25 protein-coding genes and 2 pseudogenes are annotated in these 26282 nt (G+C 37.5%); 18 read left to right on the top strand and 9 right to left on the bottom strand.

What is annotated here, in order from left to right; all coding sequences use genetic code 11:
- Window positions 1–23: 23 nt before the first annotated feature.
- The gene (locus STRMA_RS06240) at window positions 24–2354 is read left to right on the top strand and encodes an endonuclease MutS2 (protein WP_003080608.1); all 2331 of its coding nucleotides are present in this window, start codon (window positions 24–26) and stop codon (window positions 2352–2354) included.
- A 73-nt stretch (window positions 2355–2427) separates the two neighbouring features.
- Window positions 2428–2745 (top strand): thioredoxin, encoded by a 318-nt coding sequence (gene trxA, locus STRMA_RS06235; protein ID WP_003082390.1) that lies wholly within the window; start codon window positions 2428–2430, stop codon window positions 2743–2745.
- A gap of 111 nt (window positions 2746–2856) precedes the next feature.
- Here trxA and mutY read toward each other — a convergent pair whose 3' ends face one another.
- A complete protein-coding gene (gene mutY, locus STRMA_RS06230; protein WP_003080711.1) occupies window positions 2857–4014 on the bottom strand; it encodes an A/G-specific adenine glycosylase in 1158 nt (385 codons plus the stop codon).
- Window positions 4015–4977: 963 nt separating this feature from the next.
- Here mutY and rpsF point away from each other — a divergent pair.
- The 3 genes from rpsF to rpsR all read left to right on the top strand — a co-directional run bounded on the left by rpsF (window position 4978) and on the right by rpsR (window position 6166).
- On the top strand, window positions 4978–5268 hold the full coding sequence (gene rpsF / locus STRMA_RS06225) for a 30S ribosomal protein S6 (RefSeq protein WP_003079004.1): 291 nt from the start codon (window positions 4978–4980) through the stop codon (window positions 5266–5268).
- Window positions 5269–5282: 14 nt separating this feature from the next.
- A complete protein-coding gene (locus STRMA_RS06220) occupies window positions 5283–5777 on the top strand; it encodes a single-stranded DNA-binding protein (protein ID WP_003081501.1) in 495 nt (164 codons plus the stop codon).
- 149 nt (window positions 5778–5926) lie between these two features.
- Window positions 5927–6166, top strand: coding sequence for a 30S ribosomal protein S18 (rpsR, locus tag STRMA_RS06215; RefSeq protein ID WP_003080521.1), 240 nt, complete (start codon window positions 5927–5929; stop codon window positions 6164–6166).
- A 155-nt stretch (window positions 6167–6321) separates the two neighbouring features.
- On the opposite strand, the gene STRMA_RS06210 is transcribed toward rpsR, so the two are convergent.
- The 3 genes from STRMA_RS06210 to STRMA_RS06200 form a co-directional block, all read right to left on the bottom strand.
- A complete protein-coding gene (locus tag STRMA_RS06210; protein WP_003082374.1) occupies window positions 6322–7014 on the bottom strand; it encodes a hypothetical protein in 693 nt (230 codons plus the stop codon).
- Between the two features lie 86 nt (window positions 7015–7100).
- Window positions 7101–7766, bottom strand: coding sequence for a DUF1129 domain-containing protein (locus tag STRMA_RS06205; protein WP_003081038.1), 666 nt, complete (start codon window positions 7764–7766; stop codon window positions 7101–7103).
- A gap of 421 nt (window positions 7767–8187) precedes the next feature.
- Window positions 8188–9132 carry a magnesium transporter CorA family protein gene (locus STRMA_RS06200; protein ID WP_003078759.1) on the bottom strand — a complete coding sequence of 315 codons (945 nt, stop codon included), beginning with the start codon at window positions 9130–9132 and terminating at the stop codon, window positions 8188–8190.
- Window positions 9133–9469: 337 nt separating this feature from the next.
- Here STRMA_RS06200 and uvrA point away from each other — a divergent pair, with 337 nt between their 5' ends.
- A complete protein-coding gene (gene uvrA / locus STRMA_RS06195; RefSeq protein ID WP_003080338.1) occupies window positions 9470–12301 on the top strand; it encodes an excinuclease ABC subunit UvrA in 2832 nt (943 codons plus the stop codon).
- A gap of 111 nt (window positions 12302–12412) precedes the next feature.
- Entirely contained in the window at window positions 12413–12868 is a 456-nt protein-coding gene (locus STRMA_RS06190) for a deoxycytidylate deaminase (RefSeq protein WP_003081791.1), read from the top strand.
- Window positions 12869–12959: 91 nt separating this feature from the next.
- Here the strand turns inward: STRMA_RS06190 and STRMA_RS06185 are convergent, their stop codons facing one another.
- Window positions 12960–13661, bottom strand: a complete 702-nt coding sequence (locus tag STRMA_RS06185) for a potassium channel family protein (RefSeq protein WP_003079796.1) — start codon at window positions 13659–13661, stop codon at window positions 12960–12962.
- 135 nt (window positions 13662–13796) lie between these two features.
- Here STRMA_RS06185 and efp point away from each other — a divergent pair, with 135 nt between their 5' ends.
- The 3 genes from efp to nusB are packed head-to-tail and all read left to right on the top strand — an operon-like array spanning window position 13797 to window position 15201.
- Window positions 13797–14357, top strand: a complete 561-nt coding sequence (efp, locus tag STRMA_RS06180) for an elongation factor P (protein ID WP_003078674.1) — start codon at window positions 13797–13799, stop codon at window positions 14355–14357.
- 42 nt (window positions 14358–14399) lie between these two features.
- A complete protein-coding gene (locus tag STRMA_RS06175) occupies window positions 14400–14789 on the top strand; it encodes an Asp23/Gls24 family envelope stress response protein (protein ID WP_003081072.1) in 390 nt (129 codons plus the stop codon).
- Entirely contained in the window at window positions 14782–15201 is a 420-nt protein-coding gene (gene nusB, locus STRMA_RS06170) for a transcription antitermination factor NusB (protein ID WP_003082177.1), read from the top strand. The genes STRMA_RS06175 and nusB overlap by 8 nt, the downstream gene beginning before the upstream one ends.
- Window positions 15202–15385: 184 nt before the next feature.
- Here the strand turns inward: nusB and STRMA_RS09515 are convergent.
- Window positions 15386–16071 (bottom strand): annotated as a pseudogene (locus STRMA_RS09515) (transposase); the annotation flags it as partial.
- A gap of 388 nt (window positions 16072–16459) precedes the next feature.
- Window positions 16460–16647 (bottom strand): annotated as a pseudogene (locus STRMA_RS09510) (cysteine peptidase family C39 domain-containing protein); the annotation flags it as partial.
- A 219-nt stretch (window positions 16648–16866) separates the two neighbouring features.
- On the opposite strand from STRMA_RS09510, the gene STRMA_RS06155 reads away from it, so the two are divergent.
- The 3 genes from STRMA_RS06155 to STRMA_RS06145 all read left to right on the top strand — a co-directional run bounded on the left by STRMA_RS06155 (window position 16867) and on the right by STRMA_RS06145 (window position 17875).
- A complete protein-coding gene (locus tag STRMA_RS06155; protein ID WP_003081761.1) occupies window positions 16867–17085 on the top strand; it encodes a bacteriocin class II family protein in 219 nt (72 codons plus the stop codon).
- 33 nt (window positions 17086–17118) lie between these two features.
- Window positions 17119–17274: a hypothetical protein gene (locus STRMA_RS09790; RefSeq protein ID WP_172459286.1), complete on the top strand. Its 156-nt coding sequence runs from the start codon at window positions 17119–17121 to the stop codon at window positions 17272–17274.
- Between the two features lie 394 nt (window positions 17275–17668).
- Complete coding sequence (locus STRMA_RS06145) at window positions 17669–17875, top strand: hypothetical protein (RefSeq protein ID WP_003080571.1); 207 nt, start codon at window positions 17669–17671, stop codon at window positions 17873–17875.
- Between the two features lie 803 nt (window positions 17876–18678).
- Here STRMA_RS06145 and STRMA_RS06135 read toward each other — a convergent pair.
- Together STRMA_RS06135 and STRMA_RS06130 are read right to left on the bottom strand one after the other, a co-directional pair.
- Window positions 18679–19641 carry a LacI family DNA-binding transcriptional regulator gene (locus STRMA_RS06135; RefSeq protein ID WP_003080060.1) on the bottom strand — a complete coding sequence of 321 codons (963 nt, stop codon included), beginning with the start codon at window positions 19639–19641 and terminating at the stop codon, window positions 18679–18681.
- Between the two features lie 4 nt (window positions 19642–19645).
- On the bottom strand, window positions 19646–21085 hold the full coding sequence (locus STRMA_RS06130; RefSeq protein WP_003082410.1) for a sucrose-6-phosphate hydrolase: 1440 nt from the start codon (window positions 21083–21085) through the stop codon (window positions 19646–19648).
- A 184-nt stretch (window positions 21086–21269) separates the two neighbouring features.
- On the opposite strand from STRMA_RS06130, the gene STRMA_RS06125 reads away from it, so the two are divergent.
- The 5 genes from STRMA_RS06125 to STRMA_RS06105 all read left to right on the top strand — a co-directional run bounded on the left by STRMA_RS06125 (window position 21270) and on the right by STRMA_RS06105 (window position 26146).
- The gene (locus STRMA_RS06125) at window positions 21270–23264 is read left to right on the top strand and encodes a sucrose-specific PTS transporter subunit IIBC (protein WP_003080132.1); all 1995 of its coding nucleotides are present in this window, start codon (window positions 21270–21272) and stop codon (window positions 23262–23264) included.
- A 210-nt stretch (window positions 23265–23474) separates the two neighbouring features.
- Window positions 23475–24362, top strand: coding sequence for a fructokinase ScrK (gene scrK, locus STRMA_RS06120; protein WP_003082469.1), 888 nt, complete (start codon window positions 23475–23477; stop codon window positions 24360–24362).
- Window positions 24363–24583: 221 nt separating this feature from the next.
- Window positions 24584–25462 (top strand): ROK family protein, encoded by an 879-nt coding sequence (locus tag STRMA_RS06115; RefSeq protein WP_003082479.1) that lies wholly within the window; start codon window positions 24584–24586, stop codon window positions 25460–25462.
- 30 nt (window positions 25463–25492) lie between these two features.
- Window positions 25493–25807, top strand: coding sequence for a PTS cellobiose transporter subunit IIB (locus tag STRMA_RS06110; RefSeq protein ID WP_003080662.1), 315 nt, complete (start codon window positions 25493–25495; stop codon window positions 25805–25807).
- A gap of 18 nt (window positions 25808–25825) precedes the next feature.
- Window positions 25826–26146 (top strand): PTS cellobiose transporter subunit IIA, encoded by a 321-nt coding sequence (locus tag STRMA_RS06105; RefSeq protein ID WP_003082142.1) that lies wholly within the window; start codon window positions 25826–25828, stop codon window positions 26144–26146.
- Window positions 26147–26282 lie beyond the last annotated feature (136 nt).

Genomic DNA, 26282 nt, shown 5'->3' with positions numbered 1-26282 from the left:
TATGCTTATGTTATAATGAATCCATGAATACAAAGATTTTAGATATTTTAGAATTTGATAAAGCCAAAAGACCTTTTGCTGATTTGCTGCAGACAGAGCAAGGGAAAATAGAGCTGAGCAAACTTTTGCCCATGACTAATATAGAAAAAATAGAGCGTTCTTTTGCAGAAGTTGCGGATATGGAACAAATCTTCCAAGAATATGGGCGTTTTGGATTTGGCAGCAGCCAAGATATTACAGAAGCTTTGCGCCGTTTAGAATTAGGCGCTGATCTTAATATTGAGGAACTTTTAGCCTTAAAGCGGATTCTGCAGATGTCAGCCCACGCTCACCAATTTTATAGAGATTTAGAGAATATTTCTTTAAAAACTTTAGGTTATACTTTTCAAAATTTAGTTATTTTTCCTGATTTGCAAGGCAGTCTGCAATCTATTAATGACAGCGGCTTTGTTGAAGATTTTGCCAGTCCAGAATTAGGCAGAATTAGGCAGAAAATTCAGCAAAAAGAGCAAGAAATTCGGCAAATCCTTCAGGAGATGCTGAAAAATCAGAGAGAGATGCTGGCGGAAAGCCTGGTTGCCAGCCGCAATGGCCGCAGTGTCCTGCCGGTGAAAAATACCTATCGTCACCGGATACAAGGCGTTGTGCATGATATTTCTGCTTCGGGAAATACAGTTTATATAGAGCCTAGAGGAGTTGTTAAGCTCAATGAAGATCTGACACAGGCTCAAGCTGATGAACGCCATGAAATAGCGTGTATTTTGAAAAAGCTGGCAGAAAGTCTGCGTCCTCAAGCGCCAGCTATTAATAATAATGCTTGGCTTTTAGGCCATATTGATTTTGTTCGGGCTAAATACCTTTATATGAGAGAGAAAAAAGCTTCCCTGCCAAGCCTCACCAAAAATCATTCTATCCAACTTTTAAGTGTCCGCCACCCTCTTTTACTTAATCCAGTCGCTAATGATTTGTATTTTGGGGATCAAACGACAACAATTTTGATCACAGGCCCCAATACAGGCGGAAAAACAATCTTACTAAAAACATTAGGACTGACACAGTTATTGGCACAGTCAGGACTTCCTATTTTAGCAGATAGCGGAAGTAAGGTAGCTGTCTTTAAAGATATTTTTGCTGATATCGGCGATGAGCAGTCTATTGAGCAGAGCCTTTCTACTTTTTCAAGTCATATGACTCATATAGTTGAAATTTTGACTCATGCTGATAGTGATAGCTTGGTGTTATTTGATGAATTAGGTGCTGGAACTGATCCGCAGGAAGGTGCTGCTTTAGCGATAAGTATTTTGGAACATCTGCGTCTTTCTCATATTAAAACAATGGCAACCACCCATTATCCAGAACTAAAGGCTTATGGCATTGAAAAAGCATTCGTAGAAAATGCCAGTATGGAATTTGATATGGCCAGTCTGAGTCCGACTTATCGTTTTATGCAAGGGGTACCAGGCCGCTCAAACGCTTTTGAGATAGCTCGCCGTTTGGGCTTGGACGAAATTATTGTTTCAGAAGCCGAAAAATTAACATATGCTGATTCTGATGTTAATAGCATGATTGAGCAGTTGGAAAAACAAATGGCTGAGAGCCGCAGACGTCTGGATAATATTCAGGAAGTTGAGCAGGAGAATCTAAAGTTTAACCGTGCTGTCAAGAAACTTTATCAGGAATTTTCACATGCTAAAGATAAAGAATTAAATAAAGCTAAGTTAGAAGCGCAAAGTATTATTGAAAAAGCTTTGACAGAAAGCAATGAGATCCTTAAAAACCTTCATGAAAAAGCGCAGCTGAAGCCTCATCAAGTGATAGAAGCAAAGAGTAAGCTGGAAAAATTAGCACCAGAAGTTGATTTATCGAAAAACAAAATCCTTAAAAAAGCTAAAAAACAGCGTGCTATCCATGCTGGCGATGATATTATTGTCAGCAGCTACGGTCAGAGAGGGACATTGATAAAACAGCTTAAAGACGGACGCTGGGAAGCCCAGGTTGGTCTGATAAAAATGACTTTGAAAGAAAGGGAATTTGATTTAGCAGCAAAAGGAAAAAATCACGGATCTAAGAAACAGCAGGCTCGGTCTGTGAAAAAGACTTCTCACAAGGCGCCGAGTGCAAGGCTTGATTTAAGAGGCAAGCGCTATGAAGAAGCAATGAGGGAACTAGATGCATTCATAGATCAAGCTCTTTTAAATAATATGGCTCAGGTAGATATTATTCATGGTATTGGTACAGGCGTTATTCGTGAAGGTGTCAAGAATTATCTGCGTCGCAATAAACATGTTAAAGACTTTGCTTATGCTCCCCAAAATGCAGGAGGATCTGGTGCAACGATTGTTAGTTTTAAATGACGTAGCAAATATTAGGCAAATACGGTCTTTTAGTGTAGAATAAATTTATAAAAATCAAAGAAGGAGAATTTTTATGACAAAAGTTGTAACAGATGCTAATTTTGAAGCAGAAACAAAGGATGGTCTCGTCCTTGTTGATTTTTGGGCAACCTGGTGCGGTCCCTGTCTCATGCAGGCACCAATCTTAGAGCAGCTGTCTGAAGAATTTTCAGAAGATGAACTAACAATTGTTAAGATTGATGTTGATGAAAACCCTGCTACAGCACAAAACTTTGGTATCATGAGCATACCAACCCTTCTTTTTAAAAAAGACGGAGAAGTTGTTAAACAAGTTGCTGGTGTTCATACCAAAGACCAACTTAAAGCCATTATTGCTGAATTAAATGCTTAAGCGGCAAAATGAGTTTAAAAGATTTCAATCTGGAATTATCAATTAAAAACAAGGAAATGGAAAAGAAGCCAAAGAGTGAAGTATTGGTTCTTACCATTCCCTTGTTTTTTGTTAAGGCCATTTTGCGGCTAAGTAATTGTCCACCATTTTCTTTTGCGGAGCTGCAAAAGGATAAGCTGAAAATTCTTTGGCAGCCACCCAACGTAGGTTTTTGTCTTTTAGGAGAGGAACTTCATCTGCTATGAAGCCTTCGATTAATTCAATTTGCCATTTTTGATGACTGAAGGTATGCTGGACAGATTTAAAAACTGTTGCTGACCATTGGGGTTTTAACTGATAAATTTGCCTAAATAAGTTTTTTTGCGGCTGGTTTTTTAAAATCGTATCACTTTTATTTTCAAAGAGATTAAGTTGCTGAGCTATCGGCTCTGTTTCTAAAATGGGAAAGGACCAAAAGCCCCCTAAAAGCCGTCCCTGAATATTTTTTTCAAGTAAAAATTCTCCTTTATCATTACGAATGATAAAAGCCTGCAAATGAATGGGCCGTGGTTTTTTCTTAGGCAGTTTGATCGGATATTTATCTACTGTTTTATGCAGATAAGCTGCACTAAATGCTCTTACCGGGCTTTCTTCAGGTCTTGGATTCTTAGCAGATTCAATATCAGTTCCCAGATCCATTAAAGCCTGGTTAAAATCTCCAGGCCGTACTGGGTCTATAAGCTGTTCTGTTATAGCCTGAAAGATTTTACGGTTTTTTGGATTCCCAATATCATAATCAACTTCAAAAAGTCTTGCCATCACACGCATAACATTGCCATCAACAGCTGGTTCTGGTAAGTCAAAAGCAATGCTGGCTATGGCTCCTGCGGTATAGGGGCCGATTCCTTTTAATTGAACTATTTCAGCATAAGTCTGTGGAAAGCTGCCGTTATAGTCTTTAATAATTTGCTGTGCTGCAGCCTGCATATTCCTAACGCGGCTGTAATAGCCCAGCCCTTCCCAGGCCTTCAGCAGTTTTTCTTCAGGAGCTTGAGCTAAATCCCAAATAGATGGAAACCATTCTAAGAAACGATTATAATAGGGAATAACAGTACTAACTTGTGTTTGCTGCAGCATAATCTCAGAAATCCAAATCTTATAAGGATCTTTCGTTCTGCGCCAAGGAAGATCTCTCTTTTCCTGATCATACCATGATAAGAGGGTTCTTCTAAAATCAGCAATTTTAGTCTTATCCCACATCTGGATACCATAATCTTTCAAATCTATCATAAGGTATATTGTAGCAAAAGCTTATTTATTTTCCAAAAATACGAATTATTTCTTGACAAATGGAAGCGCTTACTATATAATAAAAATGTAAAGAAGGATAGATACAAATACCTATTAAAAAGGAGGTATTCACATGATAAAAATGAATAAGGCAAGGTATAAAAACGGAGATTAAATTTTCTATTTGTTTGTTCTTAGTTGTTCTCTTTCTTAATTAATATGGAGGTAGCGCTTATGTTAACCTTTGATATCAGTCGCTATAAAAATGGTGATAAAAGATAAAGTAGGCAGTTTAATTTTACAGTTTTGAAATGATACTATCTGTTTAGTATAAAAAGATGGATTGCTCGTAAAAATGACATCATTAGGATGAACTCTTTTAAGATGATATAAAAGTCCTAAAATGTAAAAGTAAAGTGTTGATGAAAAGAAGCTCTTAAGCTTAAAGGAAGAGTATAAAGGAGAAAGCCAATGACATTATAAAAAGCTCAAAACAAAACTCCTGAGATTCTTAATGAGAACAGCAGGAGTTTTTTATTGACAAGAATGATAGCATTGTTATCAGATTTAGATGTTCTATGCTGTTAATTCAGCAAAAGCAAAAAGGATAGGTTCCCTTGATTTTCGAGATTAAATCTAGCAATAGCTTCTTTTCAAACCTTTAGCAGCTAAGCTTTGCCAGCTCAAAAACTTCACTTTGAGCTGGTGCAAGAGGATAAATGCCAATGTTTTAAACGCTCCAAAGGTTAATGATTCCATTAAAAATATCTTTTTTAGTTTGCATATTTACTTATAGCAATAAAGATCTGCTAGAAAGGTCATGAAGATATTAAGGATAGGCGAAAATGGAACAGGAGCTACTTGCATTACTGATTATAATCCTGTATAATAATGTTTTGTGAGTAACCCTCACTTACCCCTTACAATGATTTGGGGTCATTAGACCAAAAGGAGGAACTATCAATGGCAAAATATGAAATTCTTTATATTATTCGTCCAAACATTGAAGAAGAAGCAAAAAATGCTTTGGTAGCACGTTTTGATTCCATCTTGACAGACAATGGTGCGTCTATTGCTGAATCAAAAGATTGGGAAAAACGCCGTCTTGCTTATGAAATTCAAGATTTTCATGAGGGACTTTACCATGTCATTACTGTTGAAACTGAAGACGCTGTATCTCTCAATGAGTTCGATCGTCTTTCAAAAATCAACAATGACATTCTTCGTCATATGATTGTTAAATTGGATGCTTAAGAAGGTGTAAGTGTATGATTAATAATGTCGTACTGGTTGGCCGCATGACACGTGATGCAGAGCTTCGTTATACGCCAAGTAACCAAGCAGTCGCAACTTTCACTCTGGCGGTTAATCGTAATTTCAAAAACCAAAATGGTGAACGTGAAGCTGATTTCATTAATATCGTTATTTGGCGTCAGCAGGCTGAAAATTTGGCCAATTGGGCTAAAAAGGGCACGCTTCTTGGTATTACAGGCCGTATTCAGACGCGTAATTATGAAAACCAGCAGGGTCAGCGTGTTTATGTTACAGAGGTTGTTGCGGACAATTTCCAAATTTTGGAAAGCCGGGCTGCGCGTGAGAATCAGTCTAGCAGCTATAATGCTGGTAACAATAATTTCAGCGGAAATGATTTTTCATCTCAGTCCGCTCCTTCACAATCGCAAGCACCAAACTTTGGCAGAGATGAGAATCCATTTGGTAACTCAAATCCAATGGATATCTCTGATGATGATTTACCATTCTAGCAGACTGGACTTTTGCTCAAAGTAACTTTGAGTTCGGGCTAGAAGCCTGGAAAAAGTTAGATCATTTTGAAAATTTGAATTTTCAGCGATTTCTTCTTTTTCTGCCGCTTTTTTTACGCCCTTAATATCAGAATATAAAGGAGAAAAACATGGCTCAACAACGTCGTGGCGGATTTAAACGCCGTAAAAAAGTTGATTATATTGCAGCAAATAAAATTGAATATGTTGATTACAAAGATACTGAGCTTCTTAGCCGTTTCATCTCAGAACGCGGAAAAATTTTACCGCGCCGTGTTACTGGAACTTCAGCTAAAAACCAACGTAAAGTAACAACAGCAATCAAACGCGCTCGCGTTATGGCGCTTATGCCTTTTGTAAATGAGGATTAAAAATAGTTTAGGAATCGGTAGTTTCTACAATTGATTCCTAAACTATTTATTATTGTTAAACAATGATTGAAATAAAAAGCCTATTGTAGAAGAACTGTTTAAGATCTTTACGATGGGCTTTTTAAATAACTTTTATTTAAAAAAGAAGTTAGTTGTTAATACTGAATGTTGACAGTTCCCATAGCTACTGTTCCTGTTAGAAGGACCGTTATTTGCTGATCCTCTGTGCTTGGATAACCTGAAAAAGAAATGGTTGCAAAAGGAGAACTTGCCTTATTGATGATCTTCCAATGACTTGGAATCCGAATAGTTGTATCAGCAAAGCTAACATCTAAATGAATTTCAGGAGAATCCGTCATAAATTGTGCCTGAGATAGATCTACATACTGGCCTCCAAATTTAGTAGTGATAAATAGATGGCTTATTTGCTGAGAGGTGATATAACTCATATTTTCTGAAAAGAGGGTTTTAAGATAGATGTTTGCCTCATCATCACTATCATAAGTTCTTTTATTCCCTTCAAAATAAGGATTGAAATATTTCTTATAATGATAGGAGTAACGCGGTTTTAAGATACCGTTGATGATGACTCCTATAAGAACCAGCCCGGCAAATAGCGGTCCTATTGAGTAGTGAAAATGAAAGGTATCTTTTAGATAGATACTCAAAAAGCCTAGACCGATGAAGGCTAAAATAGCACTCCTACTACCTAATCCCATTAGTATAAAGGCGATAGCCAATATAAGCATAGTGTTAAACACTAGATGCAAAGCAGGAAAAAAAGCTGTAACTATAAAATAACAGGCTAAAGCAGCAAGTAATAAATACCAAATGTATCCTTTTTTCATTATAAACTCCTTTTTTACTTATTAATGCCTTAAATGCATGGGCTGGGGACTTTTGTCTAAGCTGTCAGTCTGGTTAAATGAAGGAGCTAGTTGGAGCTTGGCTGAGGAGAAAAAGCATTCTCTGTATTGTATTTTTTCTTGAGATAATAACGCAGGCCAAAAGCAACAGCTGCAATAACTATAAGCGCAATATCAGGAATTTTTGGATTTATAGCTGCTGGTAAGAAGGCTGTTAAAACATAAAGAAACATCCAAAAAATCATAAATACAATAAGCAGGCCAAATGATTTAAAGAGACTTGGACGTTCGTCCTTAGGTTTTCCAGAATGTCTGTAAATAAAATAATAACTAGCAAACATAACAGCTCCTCCGCCAAGTCCTAGGATAAGAAGTGTTATAAGGCCATAAGTTGGGGATTGTTTGCTAAAGAAATTCATTAGACCAGTTGCGATAGTAATGATAGCAAGAAAAAGCAGAGATGTATCTAACCACATCAGCCAAGGATTGGTATTTTTAGGCCTGCTTTTAGTCAATGGTTCTTTTGACTCTGTGATAAATTGGTCTGCAAAAGCTGTTGGGGCTCCTAAAAATGATCGAGCAGGAATACCTTTTTTCTGATGTTCTAAGATATCTGGCAGAACGTCTTCCAGAATAATTTTAATATCCTCATCGGTTTTACCATTTTGCATCAATTGATGTGTAGCGATATTAATGAAATCCTGATTTTTTTTAGTAAGATCTTGTAAATCCATGTGCTAAAATTCTCCTGTTTATGAAAATAGTAAAGTCTTTTTAACAAACTTATCCCTGAAAAAAATGTTTGCTTGCAGCAAAGGCAGAGCAATTGCGGTCAATGTTAAACAGCTACGATGCGACGAGGCTAAAATCGATTTTATTTTAGCCTAGAGCAAGTAAGGGGGTTAGCCATACCGCTTGGATAGCGGATGGCGTAGAATGCCGAGACACTTTAGTGCCCGGCAAACTTATCCCTGAAGAAAATATTTTCTTGCAGCAAAGGCAGAGCAATTGCGGTCAATGTTAAACAGCTACGATGCGATGAGGCTAAAATCGATTTTATTTTAGCCTAGAGCAAGTAAGGGGGTTAGCCATACCGCTTGGATAGCGGATGGCGTAGAATGCCGAGGCACTTTAGTGCCCGGCATTCTTACCCCCTTAAAACCATTTCTTTCGAATAAAGTAAATAACCACTATTGAACTCATAGCAGCAGCGATGAGAACAATATACCAGAAGGCATGAGGCAGACCATTTAAGGGCAGCCAATTATTTTGAAAATTCATTCCGTAAGCTGAGAAGATCACTGTTGGGATATCTAAAGCCATCGTCATAAGAGCCAGTGTTTTCATAATCGTATTTTGATTATTGGAAATAATTGACGCCGATGTTTCGGTCATAACATTAAGGACATTTTCATAAATACCAGCCATTTCAATCGCTTGCTGGGTCTCAATCAGGGTATCTTCTAACAAATCTTCGTCTTCAACATACTTTTTAAGACTAGATGTATTACTGGAGAGTTTTTTGACAATCCGCTCATTTAATTTAAGAGAAGCTCTTAAGTAGACAATAGACTTTTCCAGTTCCATCATATCAATCAGCTGTTCATTGCGCGTTGCTTTTTCCAATTCAGCTTCAATTTTATCACTCTGACGATCAATAGAACGAAGGGCAGTAAGGTAAAGGCCCGCATTGCGGTAAAGCAGTTGGAAAACAAAACGCGTTTTCATAAATGTATAGAAATTGCGTGTACGATGGTTTAAAAAATTATCAAAGAGTGCCAAAGGTTCCAAACAGGTAGTGATAACAGCAGTTTTAGTTACTATAATGCCAAGAGGGATAGTGATATAGTAGCTCTTGTTATTTCGTTCTTCGTGTGTTGGAACGTCTACGATAACCAAAGTATAATCATTTTCGGCAGAAACACGTGAAGTTTCTTCAACATCAAGCGGAGCTCTCAAATCTGTGATGTCAATATTAAACTTTTCAGCAATCTGCAAGGATTCTTCCTGGGAGGGGTTAACCAAATTAATCCAAGCACCTGGCTCGAATGTTTCTATTTTTTTAAATTCTGTTGCCGTTGAAAGAAACATTTGCTTCATGACAAGCCCTCCCTCTCTTTAACTTAAATACATTCTGTACCATTATACTACATTTAAAACATTTTTGGGAACTGATTCTTAAATATTTGTTATAATAAGAAGATAAGTGTTACGCATTTTGTATTTTAGAAAGGATTAGATACAGCCCAAACACTGCAGGTAAAAGGAAACTTTTTTGAGCCCTAGCGAGCCCTGCTTTGGTGTTTCATGGTTTTGTGTCATAGAAAGGAAATACACATGAACTAAATGCTGTGCGAAAAAAGAAGGCTTTTCTTGTCTGCAAGTACACCGCCAATCTTTTATTTTCCCTTTGCGTTTAGTTTTTTGTATCATAATTATGCAGGATAAATTAGTTATTCATGGAGCGCGTGCTCATAATTTAAAAAATATTGATGTTGAAATTCCGCGTGATAAATTGGTCGTTGTGACAGGTTTGTCAGGATCTGGCAAATCCAGTTTAGCTTTTGATACGATTTATGCCGAGGGTCAAAGGCGCTATGTTGAGAGTTTGTCGGCTTATGCGAGGCAGTTTTTAGGAAATATGGAAAAGCCCGATGTTGATTCGATTGATGGTCTTAGCCCTGCTATCTCTATTGACCAAAAGACTACTAGTAAGAACCCACGTTCAACCGTTGGGACAGTCACAGAAATCAATGATTATCTGAGGCTTTTGTATGCGCGTGTGGGTGTTCCTTATTGCAAAAACGGACATGGAGCGATTACAGCCTCTTCAGTTGAGCAGATTGTAGATCAGGTTTTAACTCTGCCTGAACGAACACGTATGCAGATCTTAGCCCCAGTTGTCCGTCGGAAAAAAGGACAGCATAAGGCGGTGTTTGATCGTATTCAAAAAGATGGCTATGTTCGTGTGCGGGTAGATGGAGATATTATTGACCTAGCGGAAGTTCCCGAACTATCCAAAAGTAAGATGCATAACATTGAGGTTGTCGTTGATCGTTTAGTACAAAAAGAAGGTATTAGAGGCCGACTGTTTGATTCGATTGAAGCAGCTTTGCGCTTGGGAGAAGGCTATGTTATCATCGATACTATGGATGATAAGGAGATGATCTTTTCAGAACATTATTCCTGCCCTATCTGTGGTTTTACGGTACCAGAGTTAGAGCCGCGGCTCTTTTCCTTCAATGCTCCCTTTGGTTCTTGCCCAACTTGCGATGGTTTGGGGATTAAATTGGAAGTGGATCTGGATTTAGTCATTCCAGATACTTCGCAGACTTTAAGAGAAGGCGCACTAGCTCCTTGGAATCCTATTTCATCTCAGTATTATCCGAAAATGTTAGAACAAGCTATGGAGGCATTTGGTGTTGATATGGATACGCCTTGGCAGGATTTATCAGATGAGGCTAAACATTTAATTTTATACGGATCAGATGGAAAAGAATTTCATTTTCATTATGAAAATGAATTCGGCGGTGTTCGTGATATTGATATTCCTTTTGAAGGGATTATCAGCAATATCAACCGCCGCTATCATGAAACAAACAGCGATTTCACACGCAATGTTATGCGTGCTTATATGAATGAATTAACCTGTGTTAGCTGTCATGGCTATCGTCTTAATGATCAGGCTTTATCTGTTCGAGTAGGTGGGCAAAAAGGCCTTCATATCGGCCAAATATCTGATTTGTCTATAGCCGATCATTTGGAATTAGTCTCACAACTGCAACTGAAGCAAAATGAAGAAATTATCGCCAAGCCTATTCTAAAGGAAATTAAGGATCGTTTAACGTTTTTAAATAATGTAGGACTGAACTACCTCACCTTATCGCGTTCGGCTGGAACCTTGTCTGGAGGAGAAAGTCAGCGGATTCGTCTGGCGACTCAGATTGGTTCTAATTTGAGCGGTGTTCTCTATATTTTAGATGAGCCTTCAATTGGCCTTCATCAAAGAGACAATGACCGTCTGATTTCAAGTTTAAAAAAGATGCGTGATTTGGGAAATACACTGATTGTTGTAGAGCATGATGAAGATACTATGATGGAAGCGGATTGGCTCGTTGATGTCGGTCCCGGTGCTGGGGCTTTTGGCGGTGAAATTATTGCTTCGGGAACACCTAAACAGGTTGCTAAAAATAAGAAATCAATCACAGGTCAGTATTTATCAGGCAAAAAAGCAATTCCTGTCCCGCTTGAACGCCGCAAAGGCAGCGGCCGCTTTCTAGAACTTAAGGGAGCTGCTGAGAACAACCTGCAAAACATCAATATAAAGTTTCCCTTAGGAAAGTTTACTGTAGTTACTGGCGTGTCAGGTTCTGGTAAATCTACTTTAGTTAATAGTATTCTTAAGAAAGTCATTGCTCAGAAACTTAACCGTAATTCTGAAAAGCCTGGGAAGTATGGCTCTATTTCAGGTGTTGAACATATTGATCGTCTTATTGACATTGATCAAAGTCCGATTGGACGGACACCGCGATCTAATCCAGCCACTTATACTGGTGTTTTTGATGATATTCGGGATTTATTTGCACAGACAAATGAAGCTAAAATCCGAGGCTATAAAAAAGGACGCTTCTCTTTTAATGTTAAAGGAGGACGCTGTGAGGCCTGTTCTGGAGATGGTATTATAAAGATTGAGATGCATTTTTTGCCGGATGTTTATGTCCCTTGTGAGGTATGCCATGGTACTCGCTACAATAGTGAAACATTAGAAGTTCATTATAAGGAAAAAAACATTGCTGAAATCCTAAATATGACAGTCAATGATGCAGCAGAGTTTTTTGCGCCTATACCAAAGATTGCCCGTAAAATTCAGACCATCAAAGATGTTGGACTTGGCTATGTCACTCTTGGGCAGCCAGCAACGACACTGTCAGGAGGAGAAGCGCAGCGGATGAAGTTGGCGTCTGAATTGCATAAACGCTCTACAGGTAAGAGTTTTTATATCCTTGATGAGCCAACGACTGGTCTTCATACAGATGATATTGCCAGATTGTTAAAGGTGTTAGAGCGTTTTGTTGATGATGGTAATACTGTACTGGTCATTGAGCATAATTTAGATGTTATTAAGACAGCTGATCATATTATTGATTTAGGGCCAGAAGGCGGTGTTGGCGGCGGTAAGATTATCGCAACAGGAACACCAGAAGAAGTATCACAAGTAGCAGAAAGTTTTACAGGACAATACCTCCTAAAAAAACTAGCTAATAAATGACAGCTCCTGTTTATTAACTCGTACAGGTTAGTTAACAAAGGTCTCTTTAAGCTCGATTTCAGACTCAAAGCTTGAAGTGTTATATTCAGATAGCAAAAAAGGAAGAAAAAGATGACAAATAAACGTTTATCCTGGCAAGATTATTTTATGGCAAATGCTGAGCTAATCTCTAAACGTTCAACCTGTAATCGTGCTTATGTTGGTGCCGTATTAGTTAAAAATAATCGCATTATTGCAACAGGTTATAACGGTGGGGTAGCTGATACAGACAATTGTGATGATGTCGGGCATGAGATGGAAGATGGCCACTGTATCCGGACAGTACATGCTGAGATGAACGCCCTTATTCAGTGTGCTAAAGAAGGTATTTCAACCAATAATACAGAAATTTATGTGACACATTTTCCCTGTATTAATTGCACGAAAGCCCTTTTACAGGCTGGAATTAATAAAATCACCTATAAAACAGCTTACCGTCCACATCCTTTTGCAGTCAAACTCATGAAACAAAAAGGGGTAGAATATGTACAGCATGCTGTCCCAAGTGTCAAATTAGGTGAAAAATAAAAATAATGAAAAAAACTTTTGGAATTCACTGATCTCAAAAATTGGATATAAAAACCAACTGAAGGAGAGCAGTTCGCATTCTAGAAGTTTTTTATTTATGGTTTCTAATTTCTTCCATGTAACCCGCAGTAATAATACCTGCTGGAAGAGCTACAATAGCAATACCAATGAGAGAAGAGAACATGGTAATAAGTTTACCGATAGCGGAAATGGCATAGATATCCCCATAGCCCACAGTAGTTAGAGAAATTGTTGCCCAGTAAAGAGCATCAAAAAAAGTTGGAAATGTATTGGGTTCAACATTAAAAATAATCAGAGCTGATAAGAAGATATAACCCAAGGCAAAGACATCAACAATGATTAAAGAGTCTTTTTGCTTTTTTAAAACATTAAGGATAATAGTAATATTTTTGGAATATCGGATGATTTTAAAGAGCCGCAGCATCCGTGTGAGACGTATAATTTTTAATAATTTTAGACTGTTATTCCATAGTAAAAGGGAAGGAGATAGACAAAGTAAATCAATAAGAGCAAGAGGTGTAAAAGGATAGTACAGAAATGAAGCTTTTCCTTTCTTTAGATGAAAATCTGCAGTACTAAACCTTAGTAGATAATCAATAAGAAAAAGAAAAGAAGTGATATTGTCAATATCATACTTCCATTCGTGATTCGCTTTAATTGTGAGAGGGAGTAAACTTAAACCAATTGTCAGCAGCATAATGGCGTTGTAGTATTTTCCAATAGTATTGTTACTATTTTTAGTGTCAATTATATTATAGATAGCTTGTCGCATATTTTTGGCCTTTCTTTTTTATTCATTATAGCATAGAAGCTTTTTACTATTGCTAAAGTCTAAGAAAAGATTTGAGAATACTGCTACATTGTGATAGAATGAGATGATAATATTTTATAATGAGGTATACATAAGATGATTGAAGCAAGTAAGCTTAAAGCGGGTATGACGTTTGAAACAGCAGATGGCAAATTAATAAAAGTACTTGAAGCAAGCCATCATAAACCAGGTAAAGGCAATACAGTTATGCGCATGAAACTGCGTGACGTTCGTACAGGTTCAACTTTTGATACGACTTATCGTCCGGAAGAAAAATTTGAACAAGCCATCATTGAAACCCGCCCGGCAACTTATCTTTATCAAATGGATGATACAGCATTTTTTATGGATGCTGAAAATTATGAGCAATATGAAATTCCGACAGCAAATATTGAGCAGGAGTTATTTTATATTTTAGAAAACTCAGAAGTCAAAATTCAATTTTATGGAACAGAAGTTATTGGTGTAACAGTTCCGACAACAGTGGAATTAACGGTAGCTGAAACTCAGCCATCCATTAAAGGTGCTACTGTAACTGGTTCAGGGAAACCAGCTACAATGGAAACAGGGCTAGTGGTCAATGTTCCGGATTTCATTGAAATTGGTCAAAAGTTAATTATTAATACAGCCGAAGGAACTTACGTTTCCCGAGCTTAAGCTTCTGTGTCCACAGTTGGGTTGATTAGAAAGGATGGTCCGATGGCAAATGAAATGATAGGAGAAATCGTCATTTCTCCGCGTGTTCTGGAAGTAATTACTGGTATTGCGACAACTAAGGTTGAAGGAGTACATTCACTTCATAATAAAACAGTAACCGACAGTCTTAGTAAAGTTTCTCATGGAAGAGGCGTTTACCTGCAGACTGAAGAAGATGGAACGGTAGATGCTGATATCTATGTTTACCTGCAATATGGCGTCAGTGTACCGGCTGTTTCCATTGAAATTCAGCGAGCTGTTAAAACGGCTGTTTATGAAATGGCAGAAGTCACTTTGTCTGCGGTTAATGTCCATGTAGTTGGAATTGTGCCTGAGAAAGCTCCAAAGCCTGATCTGAAAACTTTATTTGATGAGGACTTTCTTGATGACTAATGTATTTGCGGATTCTAGACGAGATCTCCGTGAACGTGCCTTCCAAGCTTTGTTTGCTTTAGAGTTTGGTGGAGATATATTAACAGCAGCGCAGTTTGCTTATTTTTATGACAAAGAAGAAGAAAAAAAAGAGCTCCCTTTATTTTTACTTGATTTAATGAAGGGGGTTACTGACTATCAGACAGAACTGGATGAAGATATTTCAAAGCATCTTAAATCAGGCTGGACGGTTTCGCGTTTAACGCTCATTGATAAGACTTTGCTGCATTTAGGTTTATATGAAATTAAGCATCACAATGAAACGCCTGAACGTGTTGCACTTAATGAAATCATTGAGATTTCTAAAAAGTATTCTGATGAAACATCCAGTAAGTTTGTCAATGGTGTCTTGAGTCAATTTATCACTAACTAAAAAATCAGAGTTTATGAGGCTCCTTGTCAACTGTAGTGGGTGATTTATAAGGAGGTACGAGAGAGAATCAGATTGGTTCTCTTCTTTTTGATATTCAAGATTAGGAAAATGCGCTTCTTGAAGTTGGGGGGATTGCGGTAGCCAAAGCCCTGGTGTTTGATATCCTTGATAAGTTTATTAGTTATTTCCAAAAGTATTTGATAGCCCGATAGGGCAGGGATTGGCGGTCAAACTGATTCATGATTTGGATGCGAGTGCGGTTTGTGGCTCTGTTGAGATGTTGGATAATGTGGAAACGGTCTAGTAAGTACGATTTTTGCGTTTGGAAATCGTCTCCGAGCGAGTGGGATATAAGCCCCAGACATATCCAAGGTGATCACTCTGACAGCCTGTCTAGCCTTGATTGAGTATTTGAGGAAGTAGTTGCGGATAGTGGTTTGACGCCTGTTCTCAAGGATGGCGATAATATTTTTAGAGTGGTAGTCTTGAGCGATAAAAGCTAGCTACCCTTTTTGAAAGTTGAACTCATCCCAAGACATGACTTCTGGCAGCTTGTCATAACTCTCTTTGAAGCTAAATAGGTCGAGCTTTCGGTAGATCATAGATGTGGAAATCTGGCAGTTTTTCTCGACAACATTTGTTTCAGAAACGACCACTCTTTTGCAGTCTTTGCACTGAAAGCGTCGTTTCTTGAGCTTGAGAAGCGTTGGCCTCCCAGCTTGCTCAATAAGTAGAGGGATTTAGAAGGTTTCTGCCAGTCGTATGTGATCATTTTGCCTTGGTAATGAGGATAAGGCGGAGCAGGATAATCAAAAGGGTTGGCTGTCTTTCAATGTGAGATTGGTGATGAGAAACAAAGCTAATTTTAATGTTTTGGTCTGTTATTCCAAGTCATTCTGTGGTATTGAAAGATGTCTCATAAGTCACTTTCTAATGAGTTGTTTGAACGCTTTTTATTATAAGTTTTATGAGGCTTTTTGTTATAATTAAAAATATAAGCAGCAAAGTTGTTTTTAAGTGCTTGTGTTGCGGCTAAACCGGAATCTTTAAGACTTGTTTGGAGAAGAAACTTAATGTCTGAAGATTCAAATGAGCTGCTCATGCTCTCTATCCGGATAGAGCATCTAAGACCAATAAGAATAGAAAACTGGTGAGTTGTGATATTTTTTCAGCAAACCTCCCAATCACCTATAGGGATTACGACGCTTTTAGCAAATGGGACGAAACTATTAGGTGCCTTTCAGAGGCAGAAGTATGAACTGCGTTGCTCAAATCCAATAGACTTAGCAGCTTCGATGATTCCTAGTGCTGTCGTCCCTTCTCTGTCCGTTTTAGCTAGTTCTCGTAGATGGGCTAGGGAATTGAGCCGTAATACTTGGCAAGGGAAGCTAAAGCAGCAACTCCACAATCCCGCTCATCTACCTGAGGAACGTATTTATAAAACATATCTCTTCCTTTCTTTTATAAACGTGCTTCTATTATGCCAGAAATTTTTAAGAATGGAGGGTGATACCCTGAATGGCCAATATAAATTGAGATTTTGGCTATTCAGGGTAAAATAGAGCCTATTTAGGCTATAAGCGTGCACGCTTTAAAAATTTAGGTATACTAGGTGTCGCTTGGCCAAGCAGACAAAACATTAAAAATAAAAAGAGGTATTATACTATGAATACACCAGTATTTGAACAATTTGACGTAATGAATAAGGAAACCCTTTCTGCTATTGAGGGTGGAAAAATGGGAGATGCCTGCTTAAGTGCTGGTGCAGCTTCGCTAGCAGCTGGTGCCGGAGCACTTGCATCATCCGCTGTACCAGTTGTTTCAATGTATCTCGGAGCACAAGCTTTAGCTACTGGTGCGACTCTTTACTCTTGTTTAAGGTGATAGATTCTTTTGAAGAATGAATCGAGTTTGAAAATGAAAAAAGGAAATCAAAGACGACAAGCGTTGGTACTTATGCCGGCTGCTTTTATGCTTGCTTGGGTGCTGTGGCCTATTTCAAAAATTCTAGCAGTTATAGGATTTACAATATTTGCGGCTGCAAATATTTTATCCTATTTTTTAGAGCACTAATATAGAATTTAAGCACCTTTTCTAAGAATCGCTTTTACAGTTCCTTAGTTATATAGCAACTTATTTTCGTATTTGCGAATTTTCAAAAACTGTAAATTAAAATGATAAGATAATAGTATAAAATATTTACTTGTCGGTTGGTCAAGCAGACAAAAATACTAAAAAAGAAATATGAAAGGCTTTGTATGACAGTTAAACTAAAATTATTTTTGACTCTTTTCGTTACACTTTGGGGAGTTTATCTGCTGTTTGATTCACCAGAATTGTGGCAGAAAGTTCTAGGTGTAGTAGGAACTGGATTATTGCTATTCGGTATCTACTCTAAAAGTAAAAAATCGCAAAAAATAAATCGGTCATAATAAAATGTGATAGATTATTTAAAAAAAGAGTTTTTATGATTAAAGCATTTGATAAATTTGAAATGATGGACAACGAAGCACTCGCTACTATTGAAGGTGCAGCTGCAGCTGTCGGTATTGGAGCTCTTGGAGGAGCTATTAAGGGGGCTGTACAAACGGGTACTTGGCAAGGTGCTGCCTTAAAAGGAGTTGGATACGGAATTAAAGGTGGCTTAATATATGGAGCAACTTATGGGTTTTAACATTGTGAAAAAATTCTTAAAGGCTGAATTTATTTCAACAGTTATATTTATAGCTATTATGTGTTTGATCTTTCTATTTTGGAAGGGAGAGAAGACTATAATGTTCTATATATTGGCTATTTATAGCTCAATAAGCTTATCTGAAGATTTAACCCAGATATTTGTTAAAAAGTTAAAATAAATATAAGCTGTGTACCCTATCCTATGTTTGCCAGATTATTTAAAGTAATTGAAATGGTTAAAATTTTTGGATATAGTTTTTAATAGGGGCTTTAGTATATTAATAAAATTATGGAGAATCCTCTTTGCTGTTACTGGTATTTCGCCATTTTCATATAATGTTATTACTCCTTAATTGAACAAGACTAGATGTTCTATTGAGCTTGTTTGGTTCTCTACTTTATCTTGTAAAAATATAAAGATTATCAGTGAACAGAGGTATCCCCAACAACCTTTATCGAATCATTAACCTTTGTAAGTTGGTAGCTATGTAAAAAAGCTCATTGTCAACTGTAGTGGGTGACGAAAAGCTATACTCTGGAGAGGACCAATTTAGGAGCTCACTGAAAAAGTCATCGTTTGATGGCTTTTTTTGCTATGAAAAGGCAACAGTTTTCTGTACAAATTTTATAAAGTATTTTTGTTTAAGCAATGATTCGCTTGGTCAATGGTGTCTTGAGTCAATTTATCAGTAACTAAAAAATCAGAGTTTATCATCTGCTTGTGCAAGGTTAGCTGTCATTTTGAACCTTTGCTATCAAGTAGGTAAACTCTGATTTTTAGTTTGTAAAAACGTGAATGTATTAGATGCTTTGGCCCGATAAAAGACTGACTGGAAGGATATAATCTTTGGGAATCTTTTGGCAGTCAATTTTTTTGAGTAAAACATCAACAAGAAGGTCAGCAATTTCTTCAATAGGCTGTTTAATTGTTGTCAGGAAGGGATAAAAATGTTCCACGAAGTGAGTCCCGTCATAGCCTATTATTTTGATATCCTGAGGAACTTTTAATTTTAAATCCTTGATAATTTTTAAGGTTAAAATAGCAGTGAGATCATCAGATAAGAAGATTGCATCAGGTTTTTCCTTTTTGAGGATCATTTTGATTTCCATTTCTTTTCGAATAGCCGATAGATTTCCAGAAAGATGAAAAATAGGAGCGTCTTTAAAAACAGACTGGAAACCCAACTGCCGCAATCCTGTCGGAGAATTAGAATTATCATTTCCTGCAATCATAAGAGGTTTGCAGCACTGGCTTTTTTGCAGAGTCTCTGCTGCAAGTTTGCCGCCTTTAAAATTATCTGAAGAAACAATAGGAATATGAGGTGCTAAATTGCGGTCAAAAGCAATTATCGGAGCAGCTATTTTTTCATAGTCATCAATACCTAAATTATGACTGCTGGAGATGATGCCATCGACTTGATTGGCTTCTAACATTTCCAGATAGTCTCGTTCTTTTTTAGGATTGTTTTGACTGTTGCAGATAATCACTTCATAACCTTGTTTAAACAACTTAGTTTCTAAATATTCAATGAGTTCAGAATAAAAAATGTGACTAATAGTAGGAAAGATAAGCCCAATCAATTTGGCAGATTTCCCTTGAAGGCTGCGGGCGAGATTATTGGGTTTGTAGCCTAAGGTCTTAATCGCAGCATTTACTTTAGCAATTGTCTTTTCAGACAGATAGCCCTTTTTATTAAGAACACGAGAGACAGTAGTAGGGCTTACGCCAGCAAGTTTAGCAACATCTGTTAATTTTGTAACCATAATTTTAATATTTCAATTCATAATATTTACCGGTTGCCTCACCAGAATTAATGATAATACCGGTTTGATTCATTTGCGGGAAAACACGTCCTGTAAAAACTTTTTCGCCTTTATTGATAAAAATTTCAAAAATGGATTTATCAATAAAGATATTAGCACTTGTTGCTTTTGCTTCAATAGTGCATGAACGTGTTGTTCCGAATTCAAGGGCATATTGTTCGCCAGCCTTAGAGCGATCAACAAGAATTTTTCCTTGGCTTGTATCAACAAGGATGGTTAGACCATTGCCTTTGTCATCAGCAAAAAGAGTCAGCTTAGTCTTAGAGTTGGCTTTGAACTGTAACTCTAATTCATAACAATTGTTCGTCTCACTCTTGGAAGTGAAGTCTTCTTGAGAAGAACGAAGTGAAGTGACAGCTTCTACTGGATATTGATAGAGTTTTCCGTTTTTTATTTGCAATTCTTTGACCAAACTCATGGCTCCTTGATAGTCATATCGATCGGTAGGATAGTCAATATCTGGCAGGCCAATCCAAGAAACGGTCAGCACACGGCCATCAGGGGCATTAAAGCCTTGAGTTGCATAGCATTCAAAACCAAAGTCTAAATTCAAAATATCAGAAGCGCCTTTAAGAGCCGGAGTGTGAGTGTCAAACGATTGACATATTTTATAGGCGTTAGGGTAGATATTATCATAGTGCAGTTCAGACTTGCTGAGACCTTGAGGACTGTATAAAAGGACGGGTTTGTCCCCCACAAATACAAGGTTTGGGCATTCGATCATATATTCAGAAGCCTTGCCGCCAAAGTCTAAATCACCAACAAACTGCCAATGCAGTACATCATTGTTAAGAGCTTTATAGAGCTTGATAAAGCCTTGCTTAGCATGGTTTTGGGCGCCAACAATAGCATAAAATTGCCCTTTATAGTTAAAGATTTGAGGATCACGGAAATGTTCGCTAACATCTTCAGGCTGATCAATAAGAACATTTTTGCATTTTGTAATATGCCCTTTTTTATCCATAAAGGCACCGATCTGCAAAGGGTGGCGGATCCAGTTTTTATCGCGAACATTGCCAGTATAAAAAAGAAAGAGTTTATCATTTATTTCATAAGCGCTTCCTGAATAAGCGCCATGGCTGTCATGAGGATTATCTGGTTTGAGAATAATACCTGTTTCTTTAAAGTGGACAAGATCCTTGCTTTCGGTATGTACCCATGATTTTAAACCGTGAGCTGCTCCAAAGGGCCAGTTTTGGTAAAAAAGCTGAAATTTTCCCTTATAATAAGAAAAGCCATTGGGATCATTGAGCAAACCTGTCTTGGGTTCGATGTGGTAAGTCGCATGCCAAGGTGAACGTTCAACATTTTCTCTGATATTTTTAATTTCTTCTTTAGTCCAATCTTCATAGGGACGGTATCTCAGTTCCTGAGGTAAATTCATAATAAGCTCCTAATTATTTTATTTCTTATTATAGTAAACGTTTTCTTCTTAAAAAGCAAACGTTTACTATAAAAATAATAAAAATCTGCAAAACGATTGACATATTGTAAAAAGATGATAAAATATAAGGCGTAGAAAGTTAAAAAAACGCTTTCAAGAAATTATTAAAGGAGTTTTTTTGCAAATGGATTATAGCAAAGTAGCCAGTGACGTTATTGCGGCTGTCGGTAAAGAAAATCTTGTTGCTGCTGCACACTGTGCGACACGTCTGCGTTTGGTCTTAAAGGATGATAGCCAAGTTGATCAGAAGGCCTTGGATAAAAATGCTGATGTTAAAGGGACTTTTAAAACAGATGGCCAGTATCAGGTCATCATTGGTCCTGGTGATGTCAACTTCGTCTATGCCGAGTTAATTAAGCAAACAGGTTTAAAGGAAGTTTCAACAGATGATTTGAAAAAAATTGCAGCCAGTGGGAAAAAATTTAATCCTATAATGGCTTTGATTAAACTCTTATCTGATATCTTTGTTCCTATTATTCCTGCCTTGGTAGCTGGCGGTCTTTTGATGGCCTTAAATAACTTTTTAACATCAGAAGGACTGTTTGGTGCTAAATCTTTGGTTCAGCAATTCCCAGCTATTAAAGGGGCATCTGACATGATCCAATTAATGTCTGCGGCACCTTTTTGGTTTTTACCGATTTTAGTTGGTATTTCTGCGGCTAAACGTTTTGGAGCTAACCAGTTTTTAGGTGCTTCGATCGGTATGATTATGGTTGCACCTGGGACAGCCAATATCATTGGTTTAGCAGCTAATGCTCCTGTTTCAAAAGCAGCAACCATTGGAGCTTATACAGGATTTTGGGATATCTTTGGTTTGCATGTAACTCAGACTAGCTATACCTATCAAGTCATTCCAGTCTTAGTAGCTGTATGGATCCTGTCTGTTTTAGAAAAATTTTTCCATAAAAAATTGCCTTCAGCAGTTGACTTTACTTTCACACCTTTGCTATCTGTTATTATTACTGGATTTTTGACCTTTATTGTTATAGGTCCTGTGATGAAAGAGGTTTCTGATTGGATTACAAATGGTATTGTATGGCTGTATGATACCTCTGGTTTCCTAGGGATGGGAGTTTTTGGTGCCTTGTATTCACCAATTGTTATGACAGGTCTTCATCAAAGTTTTCCAGCTATTGAAACTCAGCTTATTACAGCCTTCCAAAGAGGAGCTGGACATGGTGACTTTATCTTTGTTACGGCTTCAATGGCCAATGTCGCTCAGGGAGCAGCAACCTTTGCTATTTATTTCTTAACAAAAGATAAAAAAATGAAGGGACTTTCATCTTCTTCAGGAGTTTCAGCACTTCTTGGGATTACAGAACCAGCTCTTTTTGGGGTTAACTTAAAATACCGCTTCCCATTCTTTTGTGCTTTAGTGGGCTCAGCTATTGCTGCGGCAACTGCAGGCTTGCTTCAAATTATTGCTGTTTCTCTTGGTTCTGCAGGTTTCCTTGGTTTCCTCTCAATCAAAGCGTCTTCAATTCCGTTTTATGTTGTCTGTGAATTGCTTAGTTTTGTAATCGCTTTTGCAGTAACTTATGCTTATGGTAAAGCAAAAGCTGCTGATGTTTTCACAGCTGAAGCAGTTGCAGAAGAAGCTATTGAGGAAGCAGAAATAAAGACAGCAGTATCTGATGAGGCTGCTAAAAGTGAAGTATCCGTGAGCGATGAAATCCTTGCAGCTCCTCTTGCTGGTGAGATAGTAGCACTATCATCTGTCGATGATCCCGTCTTTTCTAGTGAAGCTATGGGTAAAGGTATTGCTATTAAGCCTAGTGATAATACTGTTTATGCACCTGCTGATGGGATTATCCAGATTGCTTTTGATACAGGTCATGCTTACGGACTTAAATCTGATAAAGGGGCAGAGATTCTGATTCATATTGGTATTGATACTGTATCAATGGAAGGAAAAGGCTTTGACCAAAAAGTTAAGGCTGATCAAAAAGTTAAAAAAGGTGATGTTCTCGGAACGTTTGACAGCGCTCAAATTGCAGAAGCTGGCCTTGATAATACAACGATGTTTATTGTTACAAATACAGCAGATTATACTTCAGTTGAATCTCTTGCTTCAGGAAGGGCTGCAGTCGGAGACGATTTACTTGAAGTTAAGAAATAAACGGTTTATAAAAAAGTGATACTAAAAGCTTGATTCAAAATAGGAATCAAGCTTTTTTATATCTTTGCTTGATCTGCTTTTATAAAATATAAGCTAAACGAACTGTCTGCTAAAGAAGTTTTACTAATAGGTTCAGAAAATATGATATAATGATTAGGCAGTCTTTGGAATAAGATGTAAAATCAGAAAAAAAGAGATGAGGGGAAATAAATGGCTAAATTATATGGCAGCATTGAAGCTGGTGGAACGAAATTTGTCTGTGCTGTTGGGGATGATAACTTTCAAGTTGTAGAGAAAGTTCAATTTCCAACCACAACACCTTATGAAACAATTGAGAAAACCACAGCTTTTTTCAAACAGTTTGAATCAAATTTAATGAGTATTGCTATTGGCTCTTTTGGTCCAATAGATATTGATCCGCATTCAGAAACTTACGGTTATATCACCTCAACACCAAAACCAGATTGGGCTCATGTTGATTTGGTTGGTTTAATTGCAAAAGATTTTAACATTCCCTTTTATTTTACAACGGATGTGAATTCTTCTGCTTACGGAGAGACAATTGTTCGTCACAATGTGAACAGCCTTGTTTACTATACTATTGGAACCGGTATTGGTGCAGGTGCTATTCAAAATGGGGAATTTATTGGTGGTAGTGGACACACGGAAGCAGGGCATACTTATGTAGCTCTCCATCCAAGCGATGCAGCCAACGATTTTTACGGGACCTGTCCTTTCCATAAGGGCTGTCTGGAAGGTTTAGCAGCAGGACCTAGTCTTGAAGCGCGGACCGGTATTCGAGGAGAGCTGATTGAACAGAATTCTGATGTTTGGGATATCCAGGCTTATTATATTGCGCAAGCTGCAGTGCAGGCAACGCTACTTTACCGTCCGCAGGTTATTGTATTTGGCGGCGGTGTTATGGCACAAGAGCATATGCTCAACCGAGTTCGTGAGAAATTTACTTCACTTTTAAATGATTATCTGCCAGTACCAGATGTCAGAGATTATATTGTAACACCAGCAGTGGCTGAAAATGGTTCTGCTACATTAGGTAATTTTGCTTTGGCTAAGAAAAAATCTGAACATGTAAGATAGAATTGGTAACATTTTATAGGCATTGTTGACTTATTTTGATGTGTTTTAGCATTGTCTGCAGCTTTGCACTTTTTTCTATTTTCTATTTTGTATTGTATCAGATTAGTAAGGATTGAAATTATTTCAATCCTTTTTTAAATAAATATATATTTATTTAAAAAAAGACTATACATTTTGTCGAAGAGATGCTATAATTAAATCATAAATATAAGGAGGCTGTTATGGCAATATTGACAATTGATATTGGTGGAACGGCGGTCAAGTATGCTGTCTATGAAGATGATAAATTACACCGTAAATCGTCTTTTTGCACTCCCAAAACCTGGGAGCAAATGACAGCGCAGTTGCTTTCTTTGAAAGAAGAATTTAGTAAAGATTTTCTATTGCAAGGTGTAGCTATCAGCTCACCTGGTGCAGTGGATTCTGATAACGGCGTTGTAAAAGGAGTAAGTGCAGTTCCTTATATTCATCACTTCAAAATTTTGGAAGCGCTTGAATCTTTACTTAGTTTGCCAGTAAGTATTGAAAATGATGCTAATTGCGCTGCTTTGGCCGAACTTACTTTCGGGGTGGCGAAGAATGCTAAGGATGCTCTTTTCTTTGTCATTGGATCGGGCGTTGGAGGAGCTGTTGTTCTTAATAGGCAGTTGAGAAAAGGTCCGGATTTGTTTGCTGGGGAATTTGGTTTTATGCGATTGACAAGCAAGGAAACCTTGAGTGAAACGGTTAGCCCAGTTCAAGTAGCAAAGCGTTATGCTCAAAGGCATGGACTAGGTGAATCTTTTTCTGGTAAAGACCTGTTTGATTTGGCTGAACAGGGAGATGTAACTGCTAATGAAGCTGTTAATCAATTTTATGATGATTTGGCGAGAGGCATTTTCAATACCCTTGTTGTCCTCAACCCTGAGTTGGTCGCAATAGGCGGAGCTGTCTCTGCTGGAAAGAATCTAAGAGATGCATTGATTCAGCGAATTCAGCAGATTCAAAAAGAAACAGGGGCATCTGATTTATCATTTGAGTTGGAAATTTGTCATTTCAGAAGTAATGCCAACTTGCTTGGTGCAGTGAGTAATTTTATGTCCACCTTCCCAAATTTGTAATGATTTAATAGATAAAAAGGAGTTTTTATTATGACAAAAGCGTTAATTATCTGTGCATCTGGGATGTCTTCATCTCTAATGGCTAAAAAAACAACTGAACTTTTTCAAAAAGAAGGAAAAGATATTTCTGTAGATGCTATTAGTGCAACTGAAGGAAACAAAGTAATTAGCGAAGCTCAATTTGATATTTACTTGGTTAGTCCTCAAACTAAAATGTATTTCAATCAATTTGCTGAAGCTGGAAAAATGGTTGGTAAGTCTGTTGTCCAAATACCACCTCAAGCCTATATTCCAATTCCAATGGGAGTTGAAAAAATGGCTAAGTTGATTACAGATAATATCTAAGTATAGGAGCAGCATTTGATGAATAAGGAAGAATTACAAATGACAGCCTTTGGCATTATTCTAAATAGCGGTAATGCAAGGACGACTGTTCATGAGGCCTTTGTTGCTATGCGTGAGGGAAAACTTGAACTGGCGGCTGAAAAATTAGAAACATCTAATACAGAGTTACTTGAAGCTCACCATGCTCAAACGAGACTTCTCCAAGATTATGCCAGTGGTGCTGAAATCAATATGGAAATTATCATGGTTCATGCTCAAGATCATTTGATGACAACAATGACTTTGCGTGAAGTGGCACTAGAGATGCTTGAACTTTACAAAAAAGTTGAAGCAAAATAAATAATACTCTCTAAGCAAAATAAGCCTATAGAAGATAATACTGATATACTCCCCATATAATGGACAGTGAAAAAACAAAATTCACTAGAAGCTATAAGGGGAGTTTTCCTATGTCCCAAAGAAGTTCAAAATCCGC

Origin of the sequence: Streptococcus macacae NCTC 11558, assembly GCF_000187995.2 — a bacterium.
Taxonomy (GTDB): Bacteria; Bacillota; Bacilli; order Lactobacillales; family Streptococcaceae; genus Streptococcus; species Streptococcus macacae.
This window is presented reverse-complemented; position numbering and strand designations above follow the sequence as displayed.

Bases quoted from the DNA above. Each gene is read 5' to 3' on its own strand.
- STRMA_RS06240 (WP_003080608.1), top strand. From the start codon at position 24: ATGAATACAAAGATTTTAGATATTTTAGAATTTGATAAAGCCAAAAGA.
- trxA (WP_003082390.1), top strand. From the start codon at position 2,428: ATGACAAAAGTTGTAACAGATGCTAATTTTGAAGCAGAAACAAAGGAT.
- mutY (WP_003080711.1), bottom strand. From the start codon at position 4,014: ATGATAGATTTGAAAGATTATGGTATCCAGATGTGGGATAAGACTAAA.
- rpsF (WP_003079004.1), top strand. From the start codon at position 4,978: ATGGCAAAATATGAAATTCTTTATATTATTCGTCCAAACATTGAAGAA.
- STRMA_RS06220 (WP_003081501.1), top strand. From the start codon at position 5,283: ATGATTAATAATGTCGTACTGGTTGGCCGCATGACACGTGATGCAGAG.
- rpsR (WP_003080521.1), top strand. From the start codon at position 5,927: ATGGCTCAACAACGTCGTGGCGGATTTAAACGCCGTAAAAAAGTTGAT.
- STRMA_RS06210 (WP_003082374.1), bottom strand. From the start codon at position 7,014: ATGAAAAAAGGATACATTTGGTATTTATTACTTGCTGCTTTAGCCTGT.
- STRMA_RS06205 (WP_003081038.1), bottom strand. From the start codon at position 7,766: ATGGATTTACAAGATCTTACTAAAAAAAATCAGGATTTCATTAATATC.
- STRMA_RS06200 (WP_003078759.1), bottom strand. From the start codon at position 9,132: ATGAAGCAAATGTTTCTTTCAACGGCAACAGAATTTAAAAAAATAGAA.
- uvrA (WP_003080338.1), top strand. From the start codon at position 9,470: ATGCAGGATAAATTAGTTATTCATGGAGCGCGTGCTCATAATTTAAAA.
- STRMA_RS06190 (WP_003081791.1), top strand. From the start codon at position 12,413: ATGACAAATAAACGTTTATCCTGGCAAGATTATTTTATGGCAAATGCT.
- STRMA_RS06185 (WP_003079796.1), bottom strand. From the start codon at position 13,661: ATGCGACAAGCTATCTATAATATAATTGACACTAAAAATAGTAACAAT.
- efp (WP_003078674.1), top strand. From the start codon at position 13,797: ATGATTGAAGCAAGTAAGCTTAAAGCGGGTATGACGTTTGAAACAGCA.
- STRMA_RS06175 (WP_003081072.1), top strand. From the start codon at position 14,400: ATGGCAAATGAAATGATAGGAGAAATCGTCATTTCTCCGCGTGTTCTG.
- nusB (WP_003082177.1), top strand. From the start codon at position 14,782: ATGACTAATGTATTTGCGGATTCTAGACGAGATCTCCGTGAACGTGCC.
- STRMA_RS06155 (WP_003081761.1), top strand. From the start codon at position 16,867: ATGAATACACCAGTATTTGAACAATTTGACGTAATGAATAAGGAAACC.
- STRMA_RS09790 (WP_172459286.1), top strand. From the start codon at position 17,119: ATGAAAAAAGGAAATCAAAGACGACAAGCGTTGGTACTTATGCCGGCT.
- STRMA_RS06145 (WP_003080571.1), top strand. From the start codon at position 17,669: ATGATTAAAGCATTTGATAAATTTGAAATGATGGACAACGAAGCACTC.
- STRMA_RS06135 (WP_003080060.1), bottom strand. From the start codon at position 19,641: ATGGTTACAAAATTAACAGATGTTGCTAAACTTGCTGGCGTAAGCCCT.
- STRMA_RS06130 (WP_003082410.1), bottom strand. From the start codon at position 21,085: ATGAATTTACCTCAGGAACTGAGATACCGTCCCTATGAAGATTGGACT.
- STRMA_RS06125 (WP_003080132.1), top strand. From the start codon at position 21,270: ATGGATTATAGCAAAGTAGCCAGTGACGTTATTGCGGCTGTCGGTAAA.
- scrK (WP_003082469.1), top strand. From the start codon at position 23,475: ATGGCTAAATTATATGGCAGCATTGAAGCTGGTGGAACGAAATTTGTC.
- STRMA_RS06115 (WP_003082479.1), top strand. From the start codon at position 24,584: ATGGCAATATTGACAATTGATATTGGTGGAACGGCGGTCAAGTATGCT.
- STRMA_RS06110 (WP_003080662.1), top strand. From the start codon at position 25,493: ATGACAAAAGCGTTAATTATCTGTGCATCTGGGATGTCTTCATCTCTA.
- STRMA_RS06105 (WP_003082142.1), top strand. From the start codon at position 25,826: ATGAATAAGGAAGAATTACAAATGACAGCCTTTGGCATTATTCTAAAT.